Source organism: Sediminibacillus halophilus, from assembly GCF_900103695.1.
GTDB classification, from domain to species: domain Bacteria; phylum Bacillota; class Bacilli; order Bacillales; family Amphibacillaceae; genus Sediminibacillus; species Sediminibacillus halophilus.
This window is the reverse complement of sequence record NZ_FNHF01000001.1, coordinates 169,125-186,520: the sequence shown is the minus strand read 5'-3', so window position 1 is coordinate 186,520 and position 17,396 is coordinate 169,125. Positions and strand designations below refer to the sequence as shown.

Here is a 17,396-nt window from a genome sequence, read left to right as displayed (position 1 = left end):
ATCACCAGCGTGATAAAAACGCTGGTGATTTTTTCTTTTGCCTTCATCATTTAATTTAAGAGTAGCTATATTTCGTTAGCACACTGTTTTACTACTTTTTGTTTGTACAACAAAGGAGCTGTCCATGTGTTATCAATCATACATGAGACAGCTCCGCTTTAATCAACTTCAATACCAAGGTTCTTTGCTTTCATCCGCTTTTGCCCTTCCCTGCAAATATCAAGCAGCGGACATTCCGGACAGTTTGGACTTTTCGCCTTGCAATGGTACCTGCCGAAAAAAATCATCCGATGGTGGGTTTGACTCCATTCTTGTTTCGGCACCTTCCGCATCAACGTTTTTTCTACTTCCAACACCGAATCTTTCCAACGGCATATCCCAAGTCGTTTTGATACCCTTTCGACATGGGTATCAACAGCAATAGCCGGTTCATCGAATGCAACGGAAGCGACCACATTTGCCGTTTTCCTACCTACTCCCGCTAACTTGACAAGCTCTTCCTGGGTTGAAGGGACTTCTCCTTCATAGTCATCAATCAACATTTGACAAAGCTTACGGATGTTTTTTGCCTTATTCCGATATAAACCGATTGACCGTATGTCATCTTGCAACTCTTCCAGTGATACCGCTAGATAATCTTCAGGTGTTTTGTATTTTTTAAATAAATCCCTAGTCACTTTATTGACTAATGCATCCGTGCATTGAGCCGATAAGACGACTGCAATCACCAATTCAAAAGGATTATCATGGACAAGCTCACACTCTGCATCGGGAAACATTTCTTCCCATGCATCCAGACAATGTCTCACCTGCGCCTTATTCAACATTCCTATCCCCCTACTCCTCTAACCAATTATAATACAACGATACATCCCGCTTCGATTGCTGCTGTTCCTGCTGATTATTTTGGTTTATATGGAATTGCCTGCTCTGATTCCTCGCCTGTTCAACCGATTTAATCCCTTTCTTTTTCCACTCACGTAAAATCCGGTCAATATAGCGGAAATTCAATTTCCCCATCAATACAGCTTCCCTTAAAGCAGCCTTGATCAGAGCCGGCGTTTGTCGTTCTTCATCAAGCCAAATGTTGACCGTTTCAATTTCAAAGGGTGACAGTGGCCGACCGAATTCCTGTTCAAAAAGAATAAAAATATTGGCCTGCTGCTGATCTGCCTCTCGATTTGCTTGTGAAGCAGGATAATCTGCTTTATATATTGTGACCCATAAAGGTTCCAGAGAATAACATTCAGTTAAGACCTGCTTTTCATCCTCCTCCTGCTCAATCAACAGAATATTCTTCTGAATCAACTGACGGAGTATTTTTGTACAGTCTTCCGGTGAGATACTCGTAAACTGAGCGATTTCTTCCGGTGTAGGAAAAGTGTTCCCTTCCATTTGAAAACGATGGATATGTAGAATAACCATTACTTCCGTTTCCGATAGTTTCAATTGATGGTACCTTTTTAATAACAGCGACGGTATCACCATCTGATCTTTCACAATTTGTTGATAATTGAAATCACTTGTCACAAAAACTCACCTCTAACATATTATAGCACGAATGACGGATAGGGAAATTTCCAATTATAAACATAACAATCCCTTGTCGCGAAGGCGGCAAGGGATCTTTTGAGTAAATACAAGACTAACAGCCAGCAAAGCTCACGGATACAGACGATTGAGCAGGCGCGGGAATGGGATGGTCTCTCTTACATGCTCCACGCCGGCAAACCAAGCTACTGTCCGTTCCAAGCCTAGTCCAAACCCGGAATGGGGGACGCTGCCGTATTTTCTTAGTTCGAGATACCATTGGTATGCGTCTCCGGTCAAATTATGCTCCTGATAGCGCTGCTCCATTAATGCCAAGTCATCGATTCTTTGCGAACCGCCAATCACTTCTCCATATCCCTCAGGAGCAATCAAGTCTGCACAAAGAACTACATCAGGCCGATTAGGATCAGGCTTCATATAAAATGCTTTGATTTCGGCCGGATAATGCGTGATAAAAACTGGTTTATCGAAGCTTTCAGCGATGGCCGTCTCATGCGGTGCACCGAAGTCTTCTCCCCACTCAATGTCATCAAAGCCTTTTTCTTTCAAGAGATCAATTGCTTCGTCGTATGTGATACGTGGAAAAGGAGCCTGAATTTTTGCCAGTTTATCCGTATCTCTTTCCAATATATCAAGTTCAAGCTTACAATTTTCCAATACACTTTGTGCAATAAAGCTAACATACTGTTCCTGGATTTCCAGACTTTCTTCATGCTCTACAAAGGCCATTTCCGGTTCAATCATCCAGAATTCAATCAAATGGCGTCGAGTTTTTGATTTTTCCGCTCGGAAAGTCGGACCAAAAGAAAAAACTTTGCCAAAAGCCATTGCAGCGGCTTCCATATACAATTGTCCACTTTGAGACAAATAGGCCTCTTCGTCAAAATACTTCGTATGGAACAATTCTGTTGTACCTTCAGCAGAAGATCCAGTCAAAATCGGTGGATCGATTTTGACATAATCATGATCATTGAAAAACTGATAGGTAGACCGAATAATTTCATTGCGGATTTTCATTACGGCGTGCTGCTTCTTAGAACGCAGCCATAAATGGCGATGATCCATCAAAAACTCCGTGCCGTGTTCTTTCGGAGTGATTGGAAAATCCGTTGATTCATGGATTACTTCCAAACCCTTTACTTGTAACTCATAGCCAAACGGAGAGCGAGTGTCCTCAGCCACTGTACCAGTTACATATAAGGAGGTTTCCTGGGTGATGTTTTTAGCAGCCTGAAAAACCGCTTCCTCCACCTCCGCTTTTACGACTACTCCTTGAATAAATCCAGTACCGTCACGGAGCTGCAAAAATGCAATTTTGCCACTGGAACGTTTGTTGGCCAACCAGGCCCCGATGGTTACTTCTTCTCCTACATGTTTAGCTACTTGTGAAATTGTCGTCTTCAAAATATAATACCTCCGCACACATTATTGATGATTTTGTACAAAACGTTTTATTCTATTGGCTGCTTCTTCCAACTGTGGTAAGGAAATAGCATACGATAAACGAATATTTTCTGGAGCACCAAAGCCCGAACCGGGAACTAGTGCTACCTTTTCTTCTTCCAGTAATGCCGCAACCCAGTCATCTACATTGGAAAAACCATTCGCTTTTACGGCCTCACGAACATTTGGAAACAAGTAGAAAGCGCCTTTCGGTTTGACACAGGAAATCCCCGGAATATCCGTGATTAACTGATAAAGATTTTCCAACCGTTCTTGGAATGCTTGCCGCATTTCCTCAACCTTATCCTGCGAACCGCTGTAAGCTTCCAACGCAGCATATTGAGCGATAGAATTCGGATTCGAGGTCGAGTGGGATGCCAACCCGGTCATCGCTTTGATGATCGTGCTGTCTCCTGCTGCATAGCCAATTCTCCAACCTGTCATGGAGTGGGATTTGGATACACCGTTTATGACGATTGTTTGTTTTTTCAGCGGTTCAGATAGTTGTGCGATTGATACATGTTGTTGGTCTGTATAAATCAATTTTTCATAAATTTCATCCGACACAATCAACAGGTCATGTTTGAGGCAAATGTCTCCGATTGCTATAAGTTCCTCTTCAGAATACATTACACCTGTCGGATTACTTGGCGAATTCAGAATAACTGCCTTCGTTTTATCCGTAATTGCCTGTTCCAACTGTTCAGGAGTTATTTTAAATTGATTGGCTTCTTTAGACTCTACAACCACCGGCATCCCTTGTGCCAGTTTAACCTGCTCTGGATAACTGACCCAATAAGGAGCTGGAATGATCACTTCATCTCCAGGATTTAGGAGAACTTGAAAAAGAGTATAAAGACCATGTTTCGCCCCATTTGTTACAATGATCTCTTCCGGCGAGTACTCCAGCTGTTGATCCTGCTCGAGTTTGTTTATAATTGCTTCTTTTAAAGCCGGAAGTCCTCCAGATGGGGTGTATTTCGTATGTCCGTCCCGCATGGCCTTTTCAGCTGCATCCAAAATGTTTTGAGGCGTGTTGAAGTCCGGCTCCCCAGCACCAAGCCCAATTACATCGTGACCCTGATTTTTCAATTCTTTCGCTTTGGCAGTAATTGCCAGAGTCGAAGAAGGAGTCAATGTTTTTACTCTATTTGCTAAATCCATCATGTAAATCACCTTTCCGAATAATGGTCAGGATCGATTAAACCGGAAATGGTCTCCGGAACTGCCATCTGTCAAGGAATAATAATGTAATACATATCGATCCCTGTCATCTATGTATTTTAGTTCCAATAGTGGCTGGTCATTTTCAATAGCTAAATTCGTTTCCAACAATTCGCAATTCGAGCAATCATTATTCCATGATTGGAGAATGGATTGTTCCGATACTAAATCTTCTGTACGGAAAATAACTATTTTTCCATCCTTCTGTTCAGCAGGTACATAGGCAATTGCCTCCGAGCCATCGTCGGTAGTTCCTGTTACAACATGATACAGAATATTACCGTGATAACGGGAAACATTTTCTGCTTTTTCAAGAGCTGTTTCGGCTACTGCACGATCTGCCGAAGTTTGAAAACCTGCTTCCTTATCCTGCTGGATACTGTTATATAAATAAATGCTGTATCCTAAAGCACCAATAAAGACCAAAATAAAAATAACAACTGCCCATTTTACCCAACTAGGTACGGTAAATGGTAAAGATAGCTTTTCCATCATCTTCATCATCCAGTGCTAAACCAAACATTAAATCATCTTCCTTTAACGTTCTGTTCAAATTATCGACTATTTTATATAAATCATCCGAATGCGTTATTTTCACAGTCGACAGCGTCTCAATTTTCTTATCCATAGTTGTCACACCTCCACGATCCCCCTAAAATGACGGGAACTGTGTATAAGATTTTACGGTAATCGTGCACTTTCTCATCATAACTCATTTTTGTTCATTCTTGAAGCAGTTTGACACAAAATGACGAAGAAGTTGGTCAGCGTACCTCACATTTCAAAGATGTCAACGAGCCAACCTGCATCCATAGGCAGAATTGTCTCTGCTATCAATATTTGTAACACATAGCAAAGCCGATTTTACCCACAATATAATTAGAGTTGAAAAACAAATTCCTTCTTAAATGAAACTTTTGCTGTTTGATGATTTGGATTTTTTCAACCAATTTCCCTAACCCATACACCAATCGTGCGCTGCTTGCAGTGCACATTTTTTTATGTAAAAGTGAAATCATTTCCACTATATATGTGTAAGTCGCTACACCATATCTTTGCAAAGTTGTTTAGCTGCCGATCAGCAGTCTATTTCTATGCGGCAGACGAAGGAAATTCTCTGCCGCATAGAGGATTCAGGATAAGACTTCGTAATCCGTTTCGTTTAAGCGGATTATGGTAGTCCCGACTTGATCAAGCTGATATACATCAATCCACGATTCATTGAGACGTTCCATCAATCCTTCATTTGGCTTTTTATCTTTACTGGTGAAAATGATGCCGATGTGTGGATCGATTTTATCTAATAAAAAACCGCTTGGTGACTTACCTCGGGCATAGTCACCAATTTTGATGATTTGAGGGTCAATTTTATGCTGCAACAACTCATCCTCATCTTCTATGGAGCTGTTGCTTAAATATAGCATGGAAGTTTTCCCATAAACAATATCGAGAGTCATTTCCCCGGTTTCGTCAGCTTTTAGAACGTTCAGTGAACCACCCATCGGTAAATCGATGAGTTTGTTTGTATCCCATTTCACACGATTAGCTGCTTCCACTTCTCTCCCGCATGTTTTACTCATCTTACCAGCATAAGCAATTGAACTTGGATGAAAGCGGTCAATCAGTTCAGCGGCATTTCCGCAGTAATCGGACATCTGTTTTGTCAGAATTATTGTATTGATTTCCTTTACTTCCAATTCTTTGAGCTGTTCAAACAAAGCACTCGTGCTTGTCGGAGCACCTGTATTGATCAATATCGCTCCGTTGTACCCTCTAATTAATGTGGCTTCTCCATCCGGAAGATGGAAAAAAGCGTAATATATTTCACCATCCTTCAGGTCAATCATCGCGTCACTTTGTATCGAAGGTACCAAAAAGACAAAGATTAACCATAAGCAAAATGCACAAGAGAACTTTTTCACTTTAACCATCACCTATCCTAAATCAAACTAGGTATAGGATATGTAGAAAAGCGATTCATATCATAACCACGCTTCAGCTTTTTCAATTATTTTCGCAGTGGTCTCATAGGATATTGGTACTTCTGGAATAGAATCAGTGAAATATTTTCCATACCTCGCTTTGACAATCCGCTCATCACAAACCATGACAATCCCGCGGTCTGTACTTGACCTGATGAGTCGGCCAAATCCTTGCTTAAAACGGATCACAGCGTTGGGAAGAGCCAATTCCATAAACGGATTCTTTCCCATCTCTTTGAGCTGTGCCGATTTAGCTTGATAAACAGGATGGTCTGGAGGTTGGAAAGGTAACCGTACAATAACGAGGGAAGACAGGTCGCTTCCCGGTATATCTACTCCTTCCCAGAATGAACTGGTTCCTAACAAGATGGACCGCTCGAAAGCCTGGAAGTTCTTTTTTAATCGTGCTCGGCTACCGCTTGATATTCCTTGAGCGATAAGGATAAAGTCTTTTTCCTCTGTAAGCTCCTTCAATATTTGATGTGCTTTCCGGAGCATATCATAGGAAGTGAACAAGACAAGCATTCTTCCTTCCGTGACTTCAGCCAAAGAATAAACAGCTTCGCAGACGGCTAATATATATGCTTCTGGGTTGCCGTATTTCATCTCAGGAAAATCATTCGGTATCATGAGTTGAACTTGTTGATCGTATTGGTACGGTGATTGGATTTTTTTCTCTATGGTCGTTTCGTAAGGCATGCCCAATCTCTCACGGATGTAATCGAAGGATTTGTTCATACTCAATGTTGCACTGGTCAGCACAATACTGTCTTTTTTGGCAAACAAATCTTCAAACAACGCACTTGCCACTTCTACTGGTTCGCTATATAGATATACAGCATTTTTTGCTCCGTGTGCTTCAATTTCTGCCCACCTTACTTGATTAGGGTCTGCAGAAAAGAAAAAATGTTCGAGTTCGTCAATGACAATTTGCAACAAATCGATAAAGCTCTGCACCTCATCCATCAAGTCGGTTACCAGGGAATTGGATCCCCTTCCACCCTGCCCGTTTTTCAACTGCGACAAAATGTGTATGAGATCTCTTATTAGAAAGCTTAACCTGCTTGCCATTTCCTGAATTGTATTCCACGACTGCATGTTTTCTTTCTCTTTTTCAAATCGATACTGTATTCTTCCGATATCATTTAATGCAGTGTTTCGACGGTTTTGTTCCAAAACGAAATGAAAAACATAGCGAAATAAATCATCTGCTTCCGCTTTGGACTGCTGCCATAGAGTATCCCAGTTTTCGGACAATGCGGGTTCAGCTTCTGTTTCTGTAAGAGCCCGGTAAAACCAGTCACCTGCCTCCACGGTACCGATCCGATTAAATAAATGCTGGATGCCCACATAGTCCAATTTTAAACCAAAATGTTTTGCCGCGGTTGCTTCCAGATGATGTGCTTCATCGATGATTGCCATTTTATAAGATGGCAACAATTGAAAATCACTGTTCAAATCGGTACAAAACAAAGAATGGTTGGTGATAACCAAATTAGCATGCTGCGCCTTATTCCTCACCCGTTGGTAAAAGGATCGGCTGAACCACGGCGATCGCGGATCGAGGTACCCTTCTGAATCTGTTGATATACTTCGAAAAAACTTTTTTCCGCTTGATGGCAACTGGACCTCATCGATATCACCCGTATTTGTTTCCGTAAGCCATACAAGCAGGATTGCCTTCGTCAAAGTAATATCATAATTATCTTGCTGCTCCGAGAAGATTTCTTTTTCAAATTTACTCAAACTTAAGTAATGCTGCTTTCCTTTAATCAATGCAGCCTGGAAAGGGAACTCCACCATTGCCTGGAGGAGTGGTATTTCTTTTTCAAGCAGCTGGGACTGTAGTTGTGTTAGATGCGTACTTATAACGACTCTCTGTCCTTTGGCCAGTGATTGATAAATTGCCGGAAGCAAATATGCCAACGACTTGCCTGTGCCCGTCTCTGCTTCTATCAACGCATGCTGTTTGCTTTCAAAAGCATCGAATACCGTTTCCGACATTTCCCGCTGGCCTTGTCTTTTTTCATACCTGGCCATAAAATCTGACAGTTTTCCGTCTTTTTCATATATAAGATCAAGGAAGCTTGCATACGCTGGCAAAGGCTGTTCCTCGGAAGCTTCCCGGCTGGGAATATGCTTGAGCGCAAGACCACGGAAAATCTCTAAATCCTCTCTCTCTTGTTCAGAAAAAGCTGCTCGGTCCATATACGCTTGTAAAATTTCAAACAAATCACTCTTCAGCCGGCTTTCTAAGGATTGCAACTGTGTCAACGTTTCAAGCGGCAGCACCTCCAACCTGGCAAATAAAAACATTAGCAATTTTGCCGTGACAGCAGCATCTGATAATGCACGATGTGGGTCATCATGTCTTAATGATAAATATTCAGAAAGCTGCCCTAATTTAAAACCAGGAGCCTGCGGGAGTAAAATCCTGGAAAGCTCGACAGTATCCAGCACTGGCTGCTGTAAAGCCTTTCTGCCCGTGTCCTGTATTTCATAATTAAGAAATCCGAGATCAAATGGTACATTATGCGCTACCACATATGCATCTGTAAAACAAGCAATCACTTCATCGACTATTTCAGTAAACACGGGAGCATCGTGTACGTCTTCGTCTCGAATCCCGGTCAAATTGGAAATAAAAGGAGGTATCGTCTTTCCGGGATTGACCAGGCTGGAAAATTCTTTAACGACCGACCCGTTTTCGATTACTACAATTCCGATTTCAATTATTTTATCCCCTTTAGACGGCGTATGACCAGTTGTTTCCAAATCAACTACTGCAAATGTCTGCATTCTCTCACCTCCATAACTATCAGCTTGCTATGTACGATTAAAAGCAAAAGCTCCCATGTAAAAGGAGTACAGGCTATATTCGCCACGTCCTGTGGCAACGCCTGCATGACCCAGTCGTGTGGGCCTCCGACAAACTTAAGAACAGACTCGCAGTGGCGCATTTTGCCATGCAGAGCGTGGTTTAAGAACTCGAGGGGGCATGCGCTGTAGCTGGATTAATAAATATGGAAGCGACAGCACCACCCGGCAGCTTTTGGCTTCTGATAAAGAAAACCCTTATCAAACACCACGTTGATAAGAGTTTCAAACAAGGGATGACCCTTATGGTATTCATTTCATCTTCTGTTGTTTAGATGACTGTCAACGGCGGTTCTTCTTCTATAAGCTCTACTATTTGGTTATGTTCATTCATCAAAGCAATTTTTGGCGAGAAGTCCGCTAACTCTTTTTCATCAACCATTGCATAAGATACAATGATTACGATATCGTTTTTTTGGACCAAACGTGCGGCTGCGCCATTGAGACAAATCACGCCACTGCCCGGGTCCCCGGCAATAACATAGGTTTCCAGTCGTTCACCATTATTGTTGTTAACAATTTGCACTTTCTCGTTTGGCAAGATGCCCACCCGTTTTAGAATATCTGAATCTATGGTAACACTGCCAACATAATCCAAGTTGGCCTCTGTAACCCGAGCACGATGAATTTTCGCCTTCATCATGGTACGAAACATAGTCTTTCCTCCTATAACCCTTCAGAAATAAACCCACTCTGGTCAAAAACTAAATTGTCAATCAACCTTGCCTTTTCAAAGTGGACAGCTGCTGCAAGAATCACCTGCCGACAAATAACTGTCGTTGTGTTTAATTCCGGATATGTTAATAATTCTACATAATCTATTTTACCATGAGTACGTTTATTTATGAAATCCTCGACTTCCTTTACAATCGTACTGGGATTTTTCTCCCCGTCAACGATTAATTGCTTACCATGTAGCAAAGCTTGGTATATTTCCTTTGCTTCCTTGCGCTCTTGATTGGAAAGATAGACGTTACGGCTGCTTTTGGCCAGACCGTCTTCTTCCCTCACTGTCGCTACCGGTACAATTTCAAGTGGGAAATTAAAGTCTTTCACCAAAGCATCGACCACTGCAACTTGCTGTGCATCTTTCATACCAAAATATACACGATGCGGCTGGGCAAGATGAAAAAGTTTTGTAAGAACTGCCACAACCCCATCAAAGTGGCCTTCACGGGATTTACCACATAATACATCCACTCTGCGGACCACCCGCATTGTAATAGCCTGTTCATCTGGATACATGTCTTCCGTCTCCGGCAAAAACAGGATATCAACCTGTTTATCTTTAGCAATTTGCACGTCACGTTCTTCATCTCGGGGATACGTGTCAAAGTCTTCACCAGGTCCAAATTGCAAAGGATTAACAAAAATGCTGACGATTAAAATATCGTTTTCGTTTCTGGCTTTCTCCATCAGGGCTTGATGGCCTTCATGTAGAAATCCCATCGTTGGGACGAAACCAATACGCTTACCTGTTTGTCTTAATTGCTCTGCTGTTTGCTGAAGCTGCTTAACTGACTTAATAATCTCCATCCTACTCTTCTTCCTCCTGCTGCATAACAGGCAAAAAATCACGGTTCATGGTGAAGGAGTGATCATCGCTTGGAAACCTGAATGACTTCACCTCTTCAATGTACTGTTTTAATGAACCTGTTACATCTTCATTGCCGTCCAAATAGGACTTTACGAATTTTGGCAAACGGTCCACACCATACTGAAGCACATCATGGTAGACAAGCACTTGGCCATCACAAGCTTGTCCGGCTCCAATTCCGATAGTAGGGATGGACAAAGATGCAGTAATGACTTCCGAAAGTTCTTTCGGAATACATTCGAGAACAAGGGCAGCTGCTCCACTTTTTTCAACAGCTTTAGCTTCATCCAATATTTTTTGAGCAGTATCTCGATCTTTTCCTTGAACCCGGTATCCCCCCAACACATTCACCGACTGTGGAGTCAATCCCAAGTGGGCAATGACAGGGATTCCGGCTGCGGTCATTCTTTCGATCAGTCGGATTGTTTCCGGTGAAGCTCCTTCCACCTTCAATGCGTGGGCATTGGTCTCTTGAAAGATACGTTTAGCATTATTTAAAGAGTCTTCCAATGAGACATGATAGGACATAAAGGGCATATCCACGACTAAAAAGGTATCATCAGCTCCTCGGGCAACTGCTTTTCCATGGTGTATCATATCATCGATGGTTACCTGAACAGTAGAAGGATAACCAAGCACAACCATTCCCAAAGAATCTCCGACAAGGAGCATGTCAATACCCGCTTGCTCTGCTAGCTTCGCGGACGGATAATCATAAGCAGTGAGCATCGCTATTTTCTCGCCTTTTTCTTTCATGCTTCGCAGATGAGAAACAGTTAACATTATGTTTTCCCCCTTTTCACCAATGGATTTCTGCAGAATACAGATTCTCTTCACAACCATCAAGTTTGCGAACTCTTAATGCACCATCCTCAGCAATGCCTATGATCTCAGCTTGATACTTCTGCTTACTCGCAGATACGTGCACCTGTTCCCCGATTTTATAGCCGTAATGTTCCCATTTCTCTTTTATCGCTGCAAAACCGTTACCCAGATAATTTTCATAATAGGTTTCAAATGTAGCTAATATTTGCTGCACAAGGGGTGCTAACTCCCACTCAATTCCAGTCTCCAGCTTTAATGATGTTGCAGTTTGCTGGATGTCTTCGGGAAGGTCCGATAATGACTGGTTGACATTGATGCCTACCCCCAAGACTATGTATTGAATTTCATCCTGCTCTGCCTGCATTTCCGTTAAAATCCCGGCAGCTTTGCGATTTTGAAAGAAAATGTCGTTCGGCCACTTTATTGCAGGTCTGATATTTGTCAGAGACTCGATGGCTTCAGCTAGAGCTACTGCTGTCAGTAACGTAATCTGTGGTGCCTTGTGCGGAACAACTGGAGGACGTAAAATCATGCTCATCCATATTCCTTCTGTTTTTGCAGAGTGCCATCTTCGGCCCATTCTTCCTTTCCCTGCTGTTTGCTCATCTGCAAGAATGACTGTTCCTTCTTCAAGTCCTTTCTGGGCAAGTTGATGACCGATTATTTGGGTAGATTCTACAACGGGGTAATGAAATAGTTGCTTCCCTGCCCACTTTGTCCTCAATCCCCATTTCACTGTACTCGCACTTAACTTAACAGGCTGACCACTGATACGATACCCTTTTCTAGGAACGGCCTGTACTTGATATCCCTCTTTCTCCAGCTCTTTCATATGTTTCCATACCGCCGTTCGGGAAATACTCAGCTTTTCAGAAAGTTCCTGTCCAGAAATAAACGTTTGATTGTTTCTCTTCAGTAATTCAATCAGTTGATTGCGGGTGGTATTCATGTTTCACCCACTCCTTCAAAACATTTTTTTGATTGGGCAGTTCACCGATTACCACTAATTTTTCTATGGAGGTAAGGGCTTGATTGATCCAAGGGCCCTTTTTTCGTTCCGGGAACCATTCGATGAGATCTGCTCCTGTTACAGACAGGTCTCTCTTCTGTCTAATTGGGAGCGCTTTGTTCAGACTAAGGATATAATCACGGCTTACAGGTGAAAAATATGTAGTGTACAACCGGATAAAACTGTCCAAAAGATGGCTGGGCAACTGATAAACGAGCCAGGCGTCGATTTGTTTTTCACTACTGTAAGAAATGGCTTCGTATAATTGCTCTGTTTCTTTTTTTGTTCGATTAGATAGTTTCCATGCTTTAGCCCATTCCGATATTGTTACTTGCTGCTCCCAGTAAACCAGCATGCAAATAAGCTCTGACAGCTGGCAAAATGGAACCTTTACTTGACTTAGAGATTTCTGCAAACGCCGGTTTCCTTTAAAAACAGGCAGACAATCAACCAGGTTTGACCTCCGCAATAACCCAATTCCTTTGCTGACAAATGGACCGGCAAATAATTTTTCCAATTCGCCTGTTATACGCTCGATCGATATTTCCTTAATCATTTCAGCTCCATCGGCTAAAGCAGAAAATGTCTCTGATTCAAGTTGAAAATCAAGCTGACTGGCGAAACGAAGCGCACGCAACATTCGAAGTGGGTCTTCTGAAAAACGTTCGGAAGGGGTTCCGACAGTACGAATCATTTTTTCCTTTATGGAACTCTTTCCGAGATATGGATCAATCACTTCCCCATATTTATCCATAGCGATGGCATTCATCGTGAAATCCCGGCGCGCGAGGTCCTTTTCCAGGTCATTTACGAATTCTACTTCATCTGGGTGACGAAAATCGGAATACCCTTCTTCTACGCGAAAAGTTGTCACTTCAAATGACTCCCCTTCATGGCGAACGATCACGGTCCCATGTTCTATACCGACCGGGATAACTTTCGGAAAAATATCCTGTACCTGTTCTGGTTTCGCAGAAGTAGTAATATCAATGTCGCCGATCGGTCGACCAATCAAAAAGTCACGAACTGCTCCGCCGACAAAGTAGGCAGAATGACCATGCTGCTCTAATTTTTCTAATATGTTCTTTCCATTAGAGAATGCCGGAAACTCCATTATTGACCACCTGTCATGACAGTATCGTAAACTTTTTGATATGCTGCCAATATTTTTTCAGCTCGAAATCGGCTATGAGCCGACTGCACTGCATTTCTTGAAAATGTCTGCCACAACTCTTTCTCAGTAAGCAGCCGGACAGCATTTTCCGCTACATCCTTCACATCCCCTAACTCGGTAATAAAACCGGTTTGTCCATGCTCTATGACTTCCGGGATCCCGCCGATATTTGTACCGATACAAGGAACACCGCAGGCCATTGCTTCCAGTAGCACCAGTCCGAAACTCTCCTTTTCCGATAAAAGCAGTTTTAAATCGGCTATTGAAAATAAATCACTGACATTGATCTGACGACCCAGGAACAGAACCCGGTCTTCTATACCAAGCCGCTTCACTAACTGGCACATTTCGGAATATTCGGGACCGTCGCCTACCAGCAGTAGTTTCGCCGGCACATTTTCCTGGATGATATGAAAAGCAGCAATCACGTCTGCCACACGCTTCACTTTCCTGAAATTAGAAACATGGATGATAACTTTTTCCTCGTCAGCAATGCCATAGTCCTGTCTAAGACGTTGATTATCCCGCTGATGATATTCTCGTTCATCGATAAAGTTGTAGATTACTTCTATTTCCCTCTCTACTCCGAGCATCTCTCTCGTCTGGGCGACAAGGCTCCGGGATACTGCTGTCACGGCATCGGATTGATCGATACCGTGTTTGATCATCTTGGTCAAACTATTATCGATCCCGAGGACCGTAATATCCGTCCCATGCAATGTAGTGACGATTTTAACATCGTGCTCTGCAATTTCTCTTGCCAATATAGCACAAATGGCATGTGGCATGGCGTAGTGAACATGAAGAATATCGAGTTTTTCCTGATCAATTACCTCTGCCATCTTATTAGCCAGCGCCAGGTCATATGGCGGGTATTGGAAGACGGGATAATGGTTCAGCTCTACTTCATGGAAATAAATATTAGAGTTAACTCCCTGTAAGCGGAACGGCAAACTGGAAGTGATAAAGTGTATTTCGTTCCCTTGCTTTGCCAGCAGTTTTCCTAATTCTGTCGCAATGACTCCTGATCCACCAACGGATGGATAACAGGTTATACCGATTTTTTTCATGATGGACTTCCTTAACTTATTATTTTCCTTTGACAATTTCTCTCCATTGAAAATCCCCGTGCTCCAAAGCCCGGACGACAATTTCCGCTGCTCCGAGATTAGTAGCCAAAGGAATTTGGTAAACGTCACACAGCCTCATCAAGGCACTGACATCTGGTTCATGGGGCTGAGCAGTAAGTGGATCACGAAAGAAAATGACGACATCCATGTCATTTTGCGCAATCATCGCTCCGATTTGCTGATCCCCGCCAAGCGGCCCCGATTGAAAACGGTGAATATCCATATTGGTTGCTTCAGCTATTTTGGAGCCAGTTGTTCCAGTTGCATACAGCTGATGTTTCTCCAGGATATGCGTATAAGCAATCGTGAATTCAATCATATCTGATTTCTTTTTATCATGTGCTATAAGAGCAATGTTCACCTAGATCCCCTCATTCCAATAGATTTTCCAAGCCGTACACCAACAAATCCAGTTTCATTACATGGTCAATCGCCAGCTTTACTCCTGACATAAAGGATTCTCTGTGAAAGGAATCATGTTTAATGGTAAGGTTTTGCCCGGAAGCTCCAAAAACGACTTCCTGATGAGCCACGAGTCCAGGAAGCCTGACACTGTGGATTTTCATGCCATCGACATCGGCCCCTCTCGCTCCTTCAATGGTTTCCTTTTCATCCGGGTGCCCTTGCCCCTTGCTCTCCCTCACTTCCTGGATTAACTGGGCGGTTTTCACTGCTGTTCCCGATGGAGCATCGAGCTTGTTATCATGATGACGTTCGATGATTTCCACGTCAGGAAAATACTTTGCCGCCCACTTGGAAAACTGCATCATTAATACAGCACCCAAGGCGAAGTTTGGAGCAATTACTACTCCTAATTGTTTATCTTCCGCCAATCTCGTTAACTCTTCAAGCTGCTCCTCCGTAAAACCGGTTGTCCCGACAACAGGACGGATGCCATGCTCCAAAGCCGCTTTTGTATGCTTGTATCCGTATTCAGGGGTGGTCAAATCCACCAGTACATCTGCATCCACATGCTGGAAACATTCTTCCACGTTTTCATAAATACGAGCGTCAAAAGCAGGCAATCCATCTATATCTTTTACGAGCATACCGTCGTTTTTCCAATCAAGACAAGCAGCTAATTCCAGATCATCTTGTCTGGCAATCATACGAAGCGCTTCACTCCCCATCTTCCCGCGCGGTCCTGCTACAATTACTTTGGTTTTAGTCATGGTCGTTCCCCTCTCCGTCTTTTCTTGTCCAACGATTTTTGTCTCTTGTTTCTATTTTGCTCATCGACCGCTCAAATGACTCTGACAGGTCGATATCCAATGAATTGGCAAAACATATGGCGACAAATAACAAATCACCTAATTCGTCTTCTATCGTTTTTTCCTGTTCAGATGCTTTTTTCGGTTTTTCTCCATGATAATGATTCACTTCCCGTGCCAGCTCCCCAACTTCTTCCGTGAGCCTTGCCATTAGGCTTAATGGAGAAAAATATCCTTCTTTGAATTGTCCTATGTAAGCATCCACTCTTTTTTGCATTTCAGCGGTGGTATATCCTTTTTCGTTATCCATCTCTCATACTCCTTTTTCCTGCAAACCCATGCGGAGGAAAGCTTGGCTTTTTATGTTCAATCAATTAACATGTTAGCTAAAAGGAGGTCGTTTGACAAATTTTTAATACAGGAACGGTAAGGATTGTTACCTAACCGGGGATTGTCTATAATGGTTAAGGTAATTCTATTAGAAGAGGTGATGGAATGAGTTTTTTTGGGATAAAATTAAAAAATACATTGTTCATCTTGTTCGGATCTGCAGTGTTTGCATTCGGAATTGTCCATTTTAATATGCAAAATGAATTGGGTGAAGGTGGTTTTACCGGGATAACCTTGCTATTTTATTTCTTATGGGGATGGGATCCGGCCATTATGAATATTGTACTGAATGTACCGGCATTCATCGTCGGCTGGCGATTTTTAAGCCGCAATACTTTTATTTATACGATTATTGGAACGCTGGCTGTATCCTTGTTTCTAAGCATCTTTCAAGCACACCAATTTTATCTCCATTTAGAATCGGACATGACCTTGGTTGCGCTATTCGCAGGTGTGTCTATCGGAATCGGGCTTGGCATCATTTTTCGTTATGGCGGAACAACAGGCGGTGTCGACATCATTGCCAGAATTGTGCACAAATATGTTGGCTGGAGCATGGGTAAGACCATGTTTTTATTTGACGCAATTGTCATCTCCACTTCGATTATCGCCTATTTAGAGCTTGTCGAAGGGATGTACACGCTTGTTGCTGTCTATGTCGCTGCGCGGGTTATCGATTTTATCCAGGAAGGGGCATATGCTGCTAGAGGAGCAACGATCATTTCCAATCGCAGCCATGAAGTTTCCGAAGAGATCATGCGCAGGATGGATAGAGGTGTCACGGTCCTACAAGGTAAAGGAAGATATACTGGAGAGAATCGGGAAGTCTTGTATTGTGTCGTAGGAAGAAATGAAATTGTACGATTGCAAAACATCATCAACAGTGTTGACCCACATGCTTTTGTGGCCGTTACTTCTGTACATGATGTTCTTGGTGAAGGATTCACCCTCGATGAAAACAAGCAACCATTACAGGATTGAGG

General features: G+C 42.6%; 18 protein-coding genes. 1 reads left to right on the top strand and 17 read right to left on the bottom strand.

The annotated features are described in order from the left end of the window. Window positions 1-158: 158 nt before the first annotated feature. The 17 genes from nth to BLR82_RS00925 all read right to left on the bottom strand — a co-directional run bounded on the left by nth (window position 159) and on the right by BLR82_RS00925 (window position 16,333). Window positions 159-827, bottom strand: coding sequence for an endonuclease III (gene nth, locus BLR82_RS01005; protein ID WP_074597166.1), 669 nt, complete (start codon window positions 825-827; stop codon window positions 159-161). A 10-nt stretch (window positions 828-837) separates the two neighbouring features. Beyond that, complete coding sequence (locus BLR82_RS01000; RefSeq protein ID WP_245693616.1) at window positions 838-1,530, bottom strand: DnaD domain-containing protein; 693 nt, start codon at window positions 1,528-1,530, stop codon at window positions 838-840. Between the two features lie 132 nt (window positions 1,531-1,662). Then, a complete protein-coding gene (gene asnS, locus BLR82_RS00995; protein ID WP_074597165.1) occupies window positions 1,663-2,955 on the bottom strand; it encodes an asparagine--tRNA ligase in 1,293 nt (430 codons plus the stop codon). Between the two features lie 21 nt (window positions 2,956-2,976). Next, window positions 2,977-4,158, bottom strand: coding sequence for a pyridoxal phosphate-dependent aminotransferase (locus BLR82_RS00990; protein WP_074597164.1), 1,182 nt, complete (start codon window positions 4,156-4,158; stop codon window positions 2,977-2,979). 27 nt (window positions 4,159-4,185) lie between these two features. After that, window positions 4,186-4,713 (bottom strand): cell wall elongation regulator TseB-like domain-containing protein, encoded by a 528-nt coding sequence (locus BLR82_RS00985; RefSeq protein ID WP_139186867.1) that lies wholly within the window; start codon window positions 4,711-4,713, stop codon window positions 4,186-4,188. Further along, window positions 4,676-4,846, bottom strand: coding sequence for a YpmA family protein (locus BLR82_RS00980; protein ID WP_074597162.1), 171 nt, complete (start codon window positions 4,844-4,846; stop codon window positions 4,676-4,678). Before BLR82_RS00980 ends, BLR82_RS00985 begins: the two co-directional genes overlap by 38 nt. Window positions 4,847-5,351: 505 nt before the next feature. Continuing rightward, window positions 5,352-6,140, bottom strand: a complete 789-nt coding sequence (locus BLR82_RS00975) for an MBL fold metallo-hydrolase (RefSeq protein ID WP_074597161.1) — start codon at window positions 6,138-6,140, stop codon at window positions 5,352-5,354. Window positions 6,141-6,200: 60 nt separating this feature from the next. Then, window positions 6,201-8,999, bottom strand: a complete 2,799-nt coding sequence (dinG, locus tag BLR82_RS00970) for an ATP-dependent DNA helicase DinG (RefSeq protein WP_074597160.1) — start codon at window positions 8,997-8,999, stop codon at window positions 6,201-6,203. Window positions 9,000-9,348: 349 nt separating this feature from the next. Continuing rightward, entirely contained in the window at window positions 9,349-9,732 is a 384-nt protein-coding gene (gene panD / locus BLR82_RS00965; RefSeq protein WP_074597159.1) for an aspartate 1-decarboxylase, read from the bottom strand. A gap of 11 nt (window positions 9,733-9,743) precedes the next feature. Beyond that, window positions 9,744-10,613, bottom strand: coding sequence for a pantoate--beta-alanine ligase (gene panC, locus BLR82_RS00960; protein WP_074597158.1), 870 nt, complete (start codon window positions 10,611-10,613; stop codon window positions 9,744-9,746). A 1-nt stretch (window position 10,614) separates the two neighbouring features. Then, window positions 10,615-11,457: a 3-methyl-2-oxobutanoate hydroxymethyltransferase gene (gene panB, locus BLR82_RS00955; protein ID WP_074597157.1), complete on the bottom strand. Its 843-nt coding sequence runs from the start codon at window positions 11,455-11,457 to the stop codon at window positions 10,615-10,617. A gap of 16 nt (window positions 11,458-11,473) precedes the next feature. Next, complete coding sequence (locus BLR82_RS00950) at window positions 11,474-12,448, bottom strand: biotin--[acetyl-CoA-carboxylase] ligase (protein ID WP_074597156.1); 975 nt, start codon at window positions 12,446-12,448, stop codon at window positions 11,474-11,476. Continuing rightward, window positions 12,420-13,622 (bottom strand): CCA tRNA nucleotidyltransferase, encoded by a 1,203-nt coding sequence (locus BLR82_RS00945; protein WP_074597155.1) that lies wholly within the window; start codon window positions 13,620-13,622, stop codon window positions 12,420-12,422. The genes BLR82_RS00950 and BLR82_RS00945 overlap by 29 nt, the downstream gene beginning before the upstream one ends. Next, window positions 13,622-14,752 (bottom strand): N-acetyl-alpha-D-glucosaminyl L-malate synthase BshA, encoded by a 1,131-nt coding sequence (gene bshA / locus BLR82_RS00940; protein ID WP_074597154.1) that lies wholly within the window; start codon window positions 14,750-14,752, stop codon window positions 13,622-13,624. Before bshA ends, BLR82_RS00945 begins: the two co-directional genes overlap by 1 nt. Before the next feature lie 19 nt (window positions 14,753-14,771). Beyond that, the gene (gene mgsA / locus BLR82_RS00935; RefSeq protein ID WP_026570142.1) at window positions 14,772-15,173 is read right to left on the bottom strand and encodes a methylglyoxal synthase; all 402 of its coding nucleotides are present in this window, start codon (window positions 15,171-15,173) and stop codon (window positions 14,772-14,774) included. A 10-nt stretch (window positions 15,174-15,183) separates the two neighbouring features. Then, window positions 15,184-15,984 carry a 4-hydroxy-tetrahydrodipicolinate reductase gene (gene dapB / locus BLR82_RS00930; RefSeq protein ID WP_074597153.1) on the bottom strand — a complete coding sequence of 267 codons (801 nt, stop codon included), beginning with the start codon at window positions 15,982-15,984 and terminating at the stop codon, window positions 15,184-15,186. Then, on the bottom strand, window positions 15,977-16,333 hold the full coding sequence (locus BLR82_RS00925) for a nucleotide pyrophosphohydrolase (RefSeq protein WP_074597152.1): 357 nt from the start codon (window positions 16,331-16,333) through the stop codon (window positions 15,977-15,979). The genes dapB and BLR82_RS00925 overlap by 8 nt, the downstream gene beginning before the upstream one ends. A gap of 185 nt (window positions 16,334-16,518) precedes the next feature. On the opposite strand from BLR82_RS00925, the gene BLR82_RS00920 reads away from it, so the two are divergent. Continuing rightward, on the top strand, window positions 16,519-17,394 hold the full coding sequence (locus tag BLR82_RS00920; protein WP_074597151.1) for a YitT family protein: 876 nt from the start codon (window positions 16,519-16,521) through the stop codon (window positions 17,392-17,394). Window positions 17,395-17,396 lie beyond the last annotated feature (2 nt).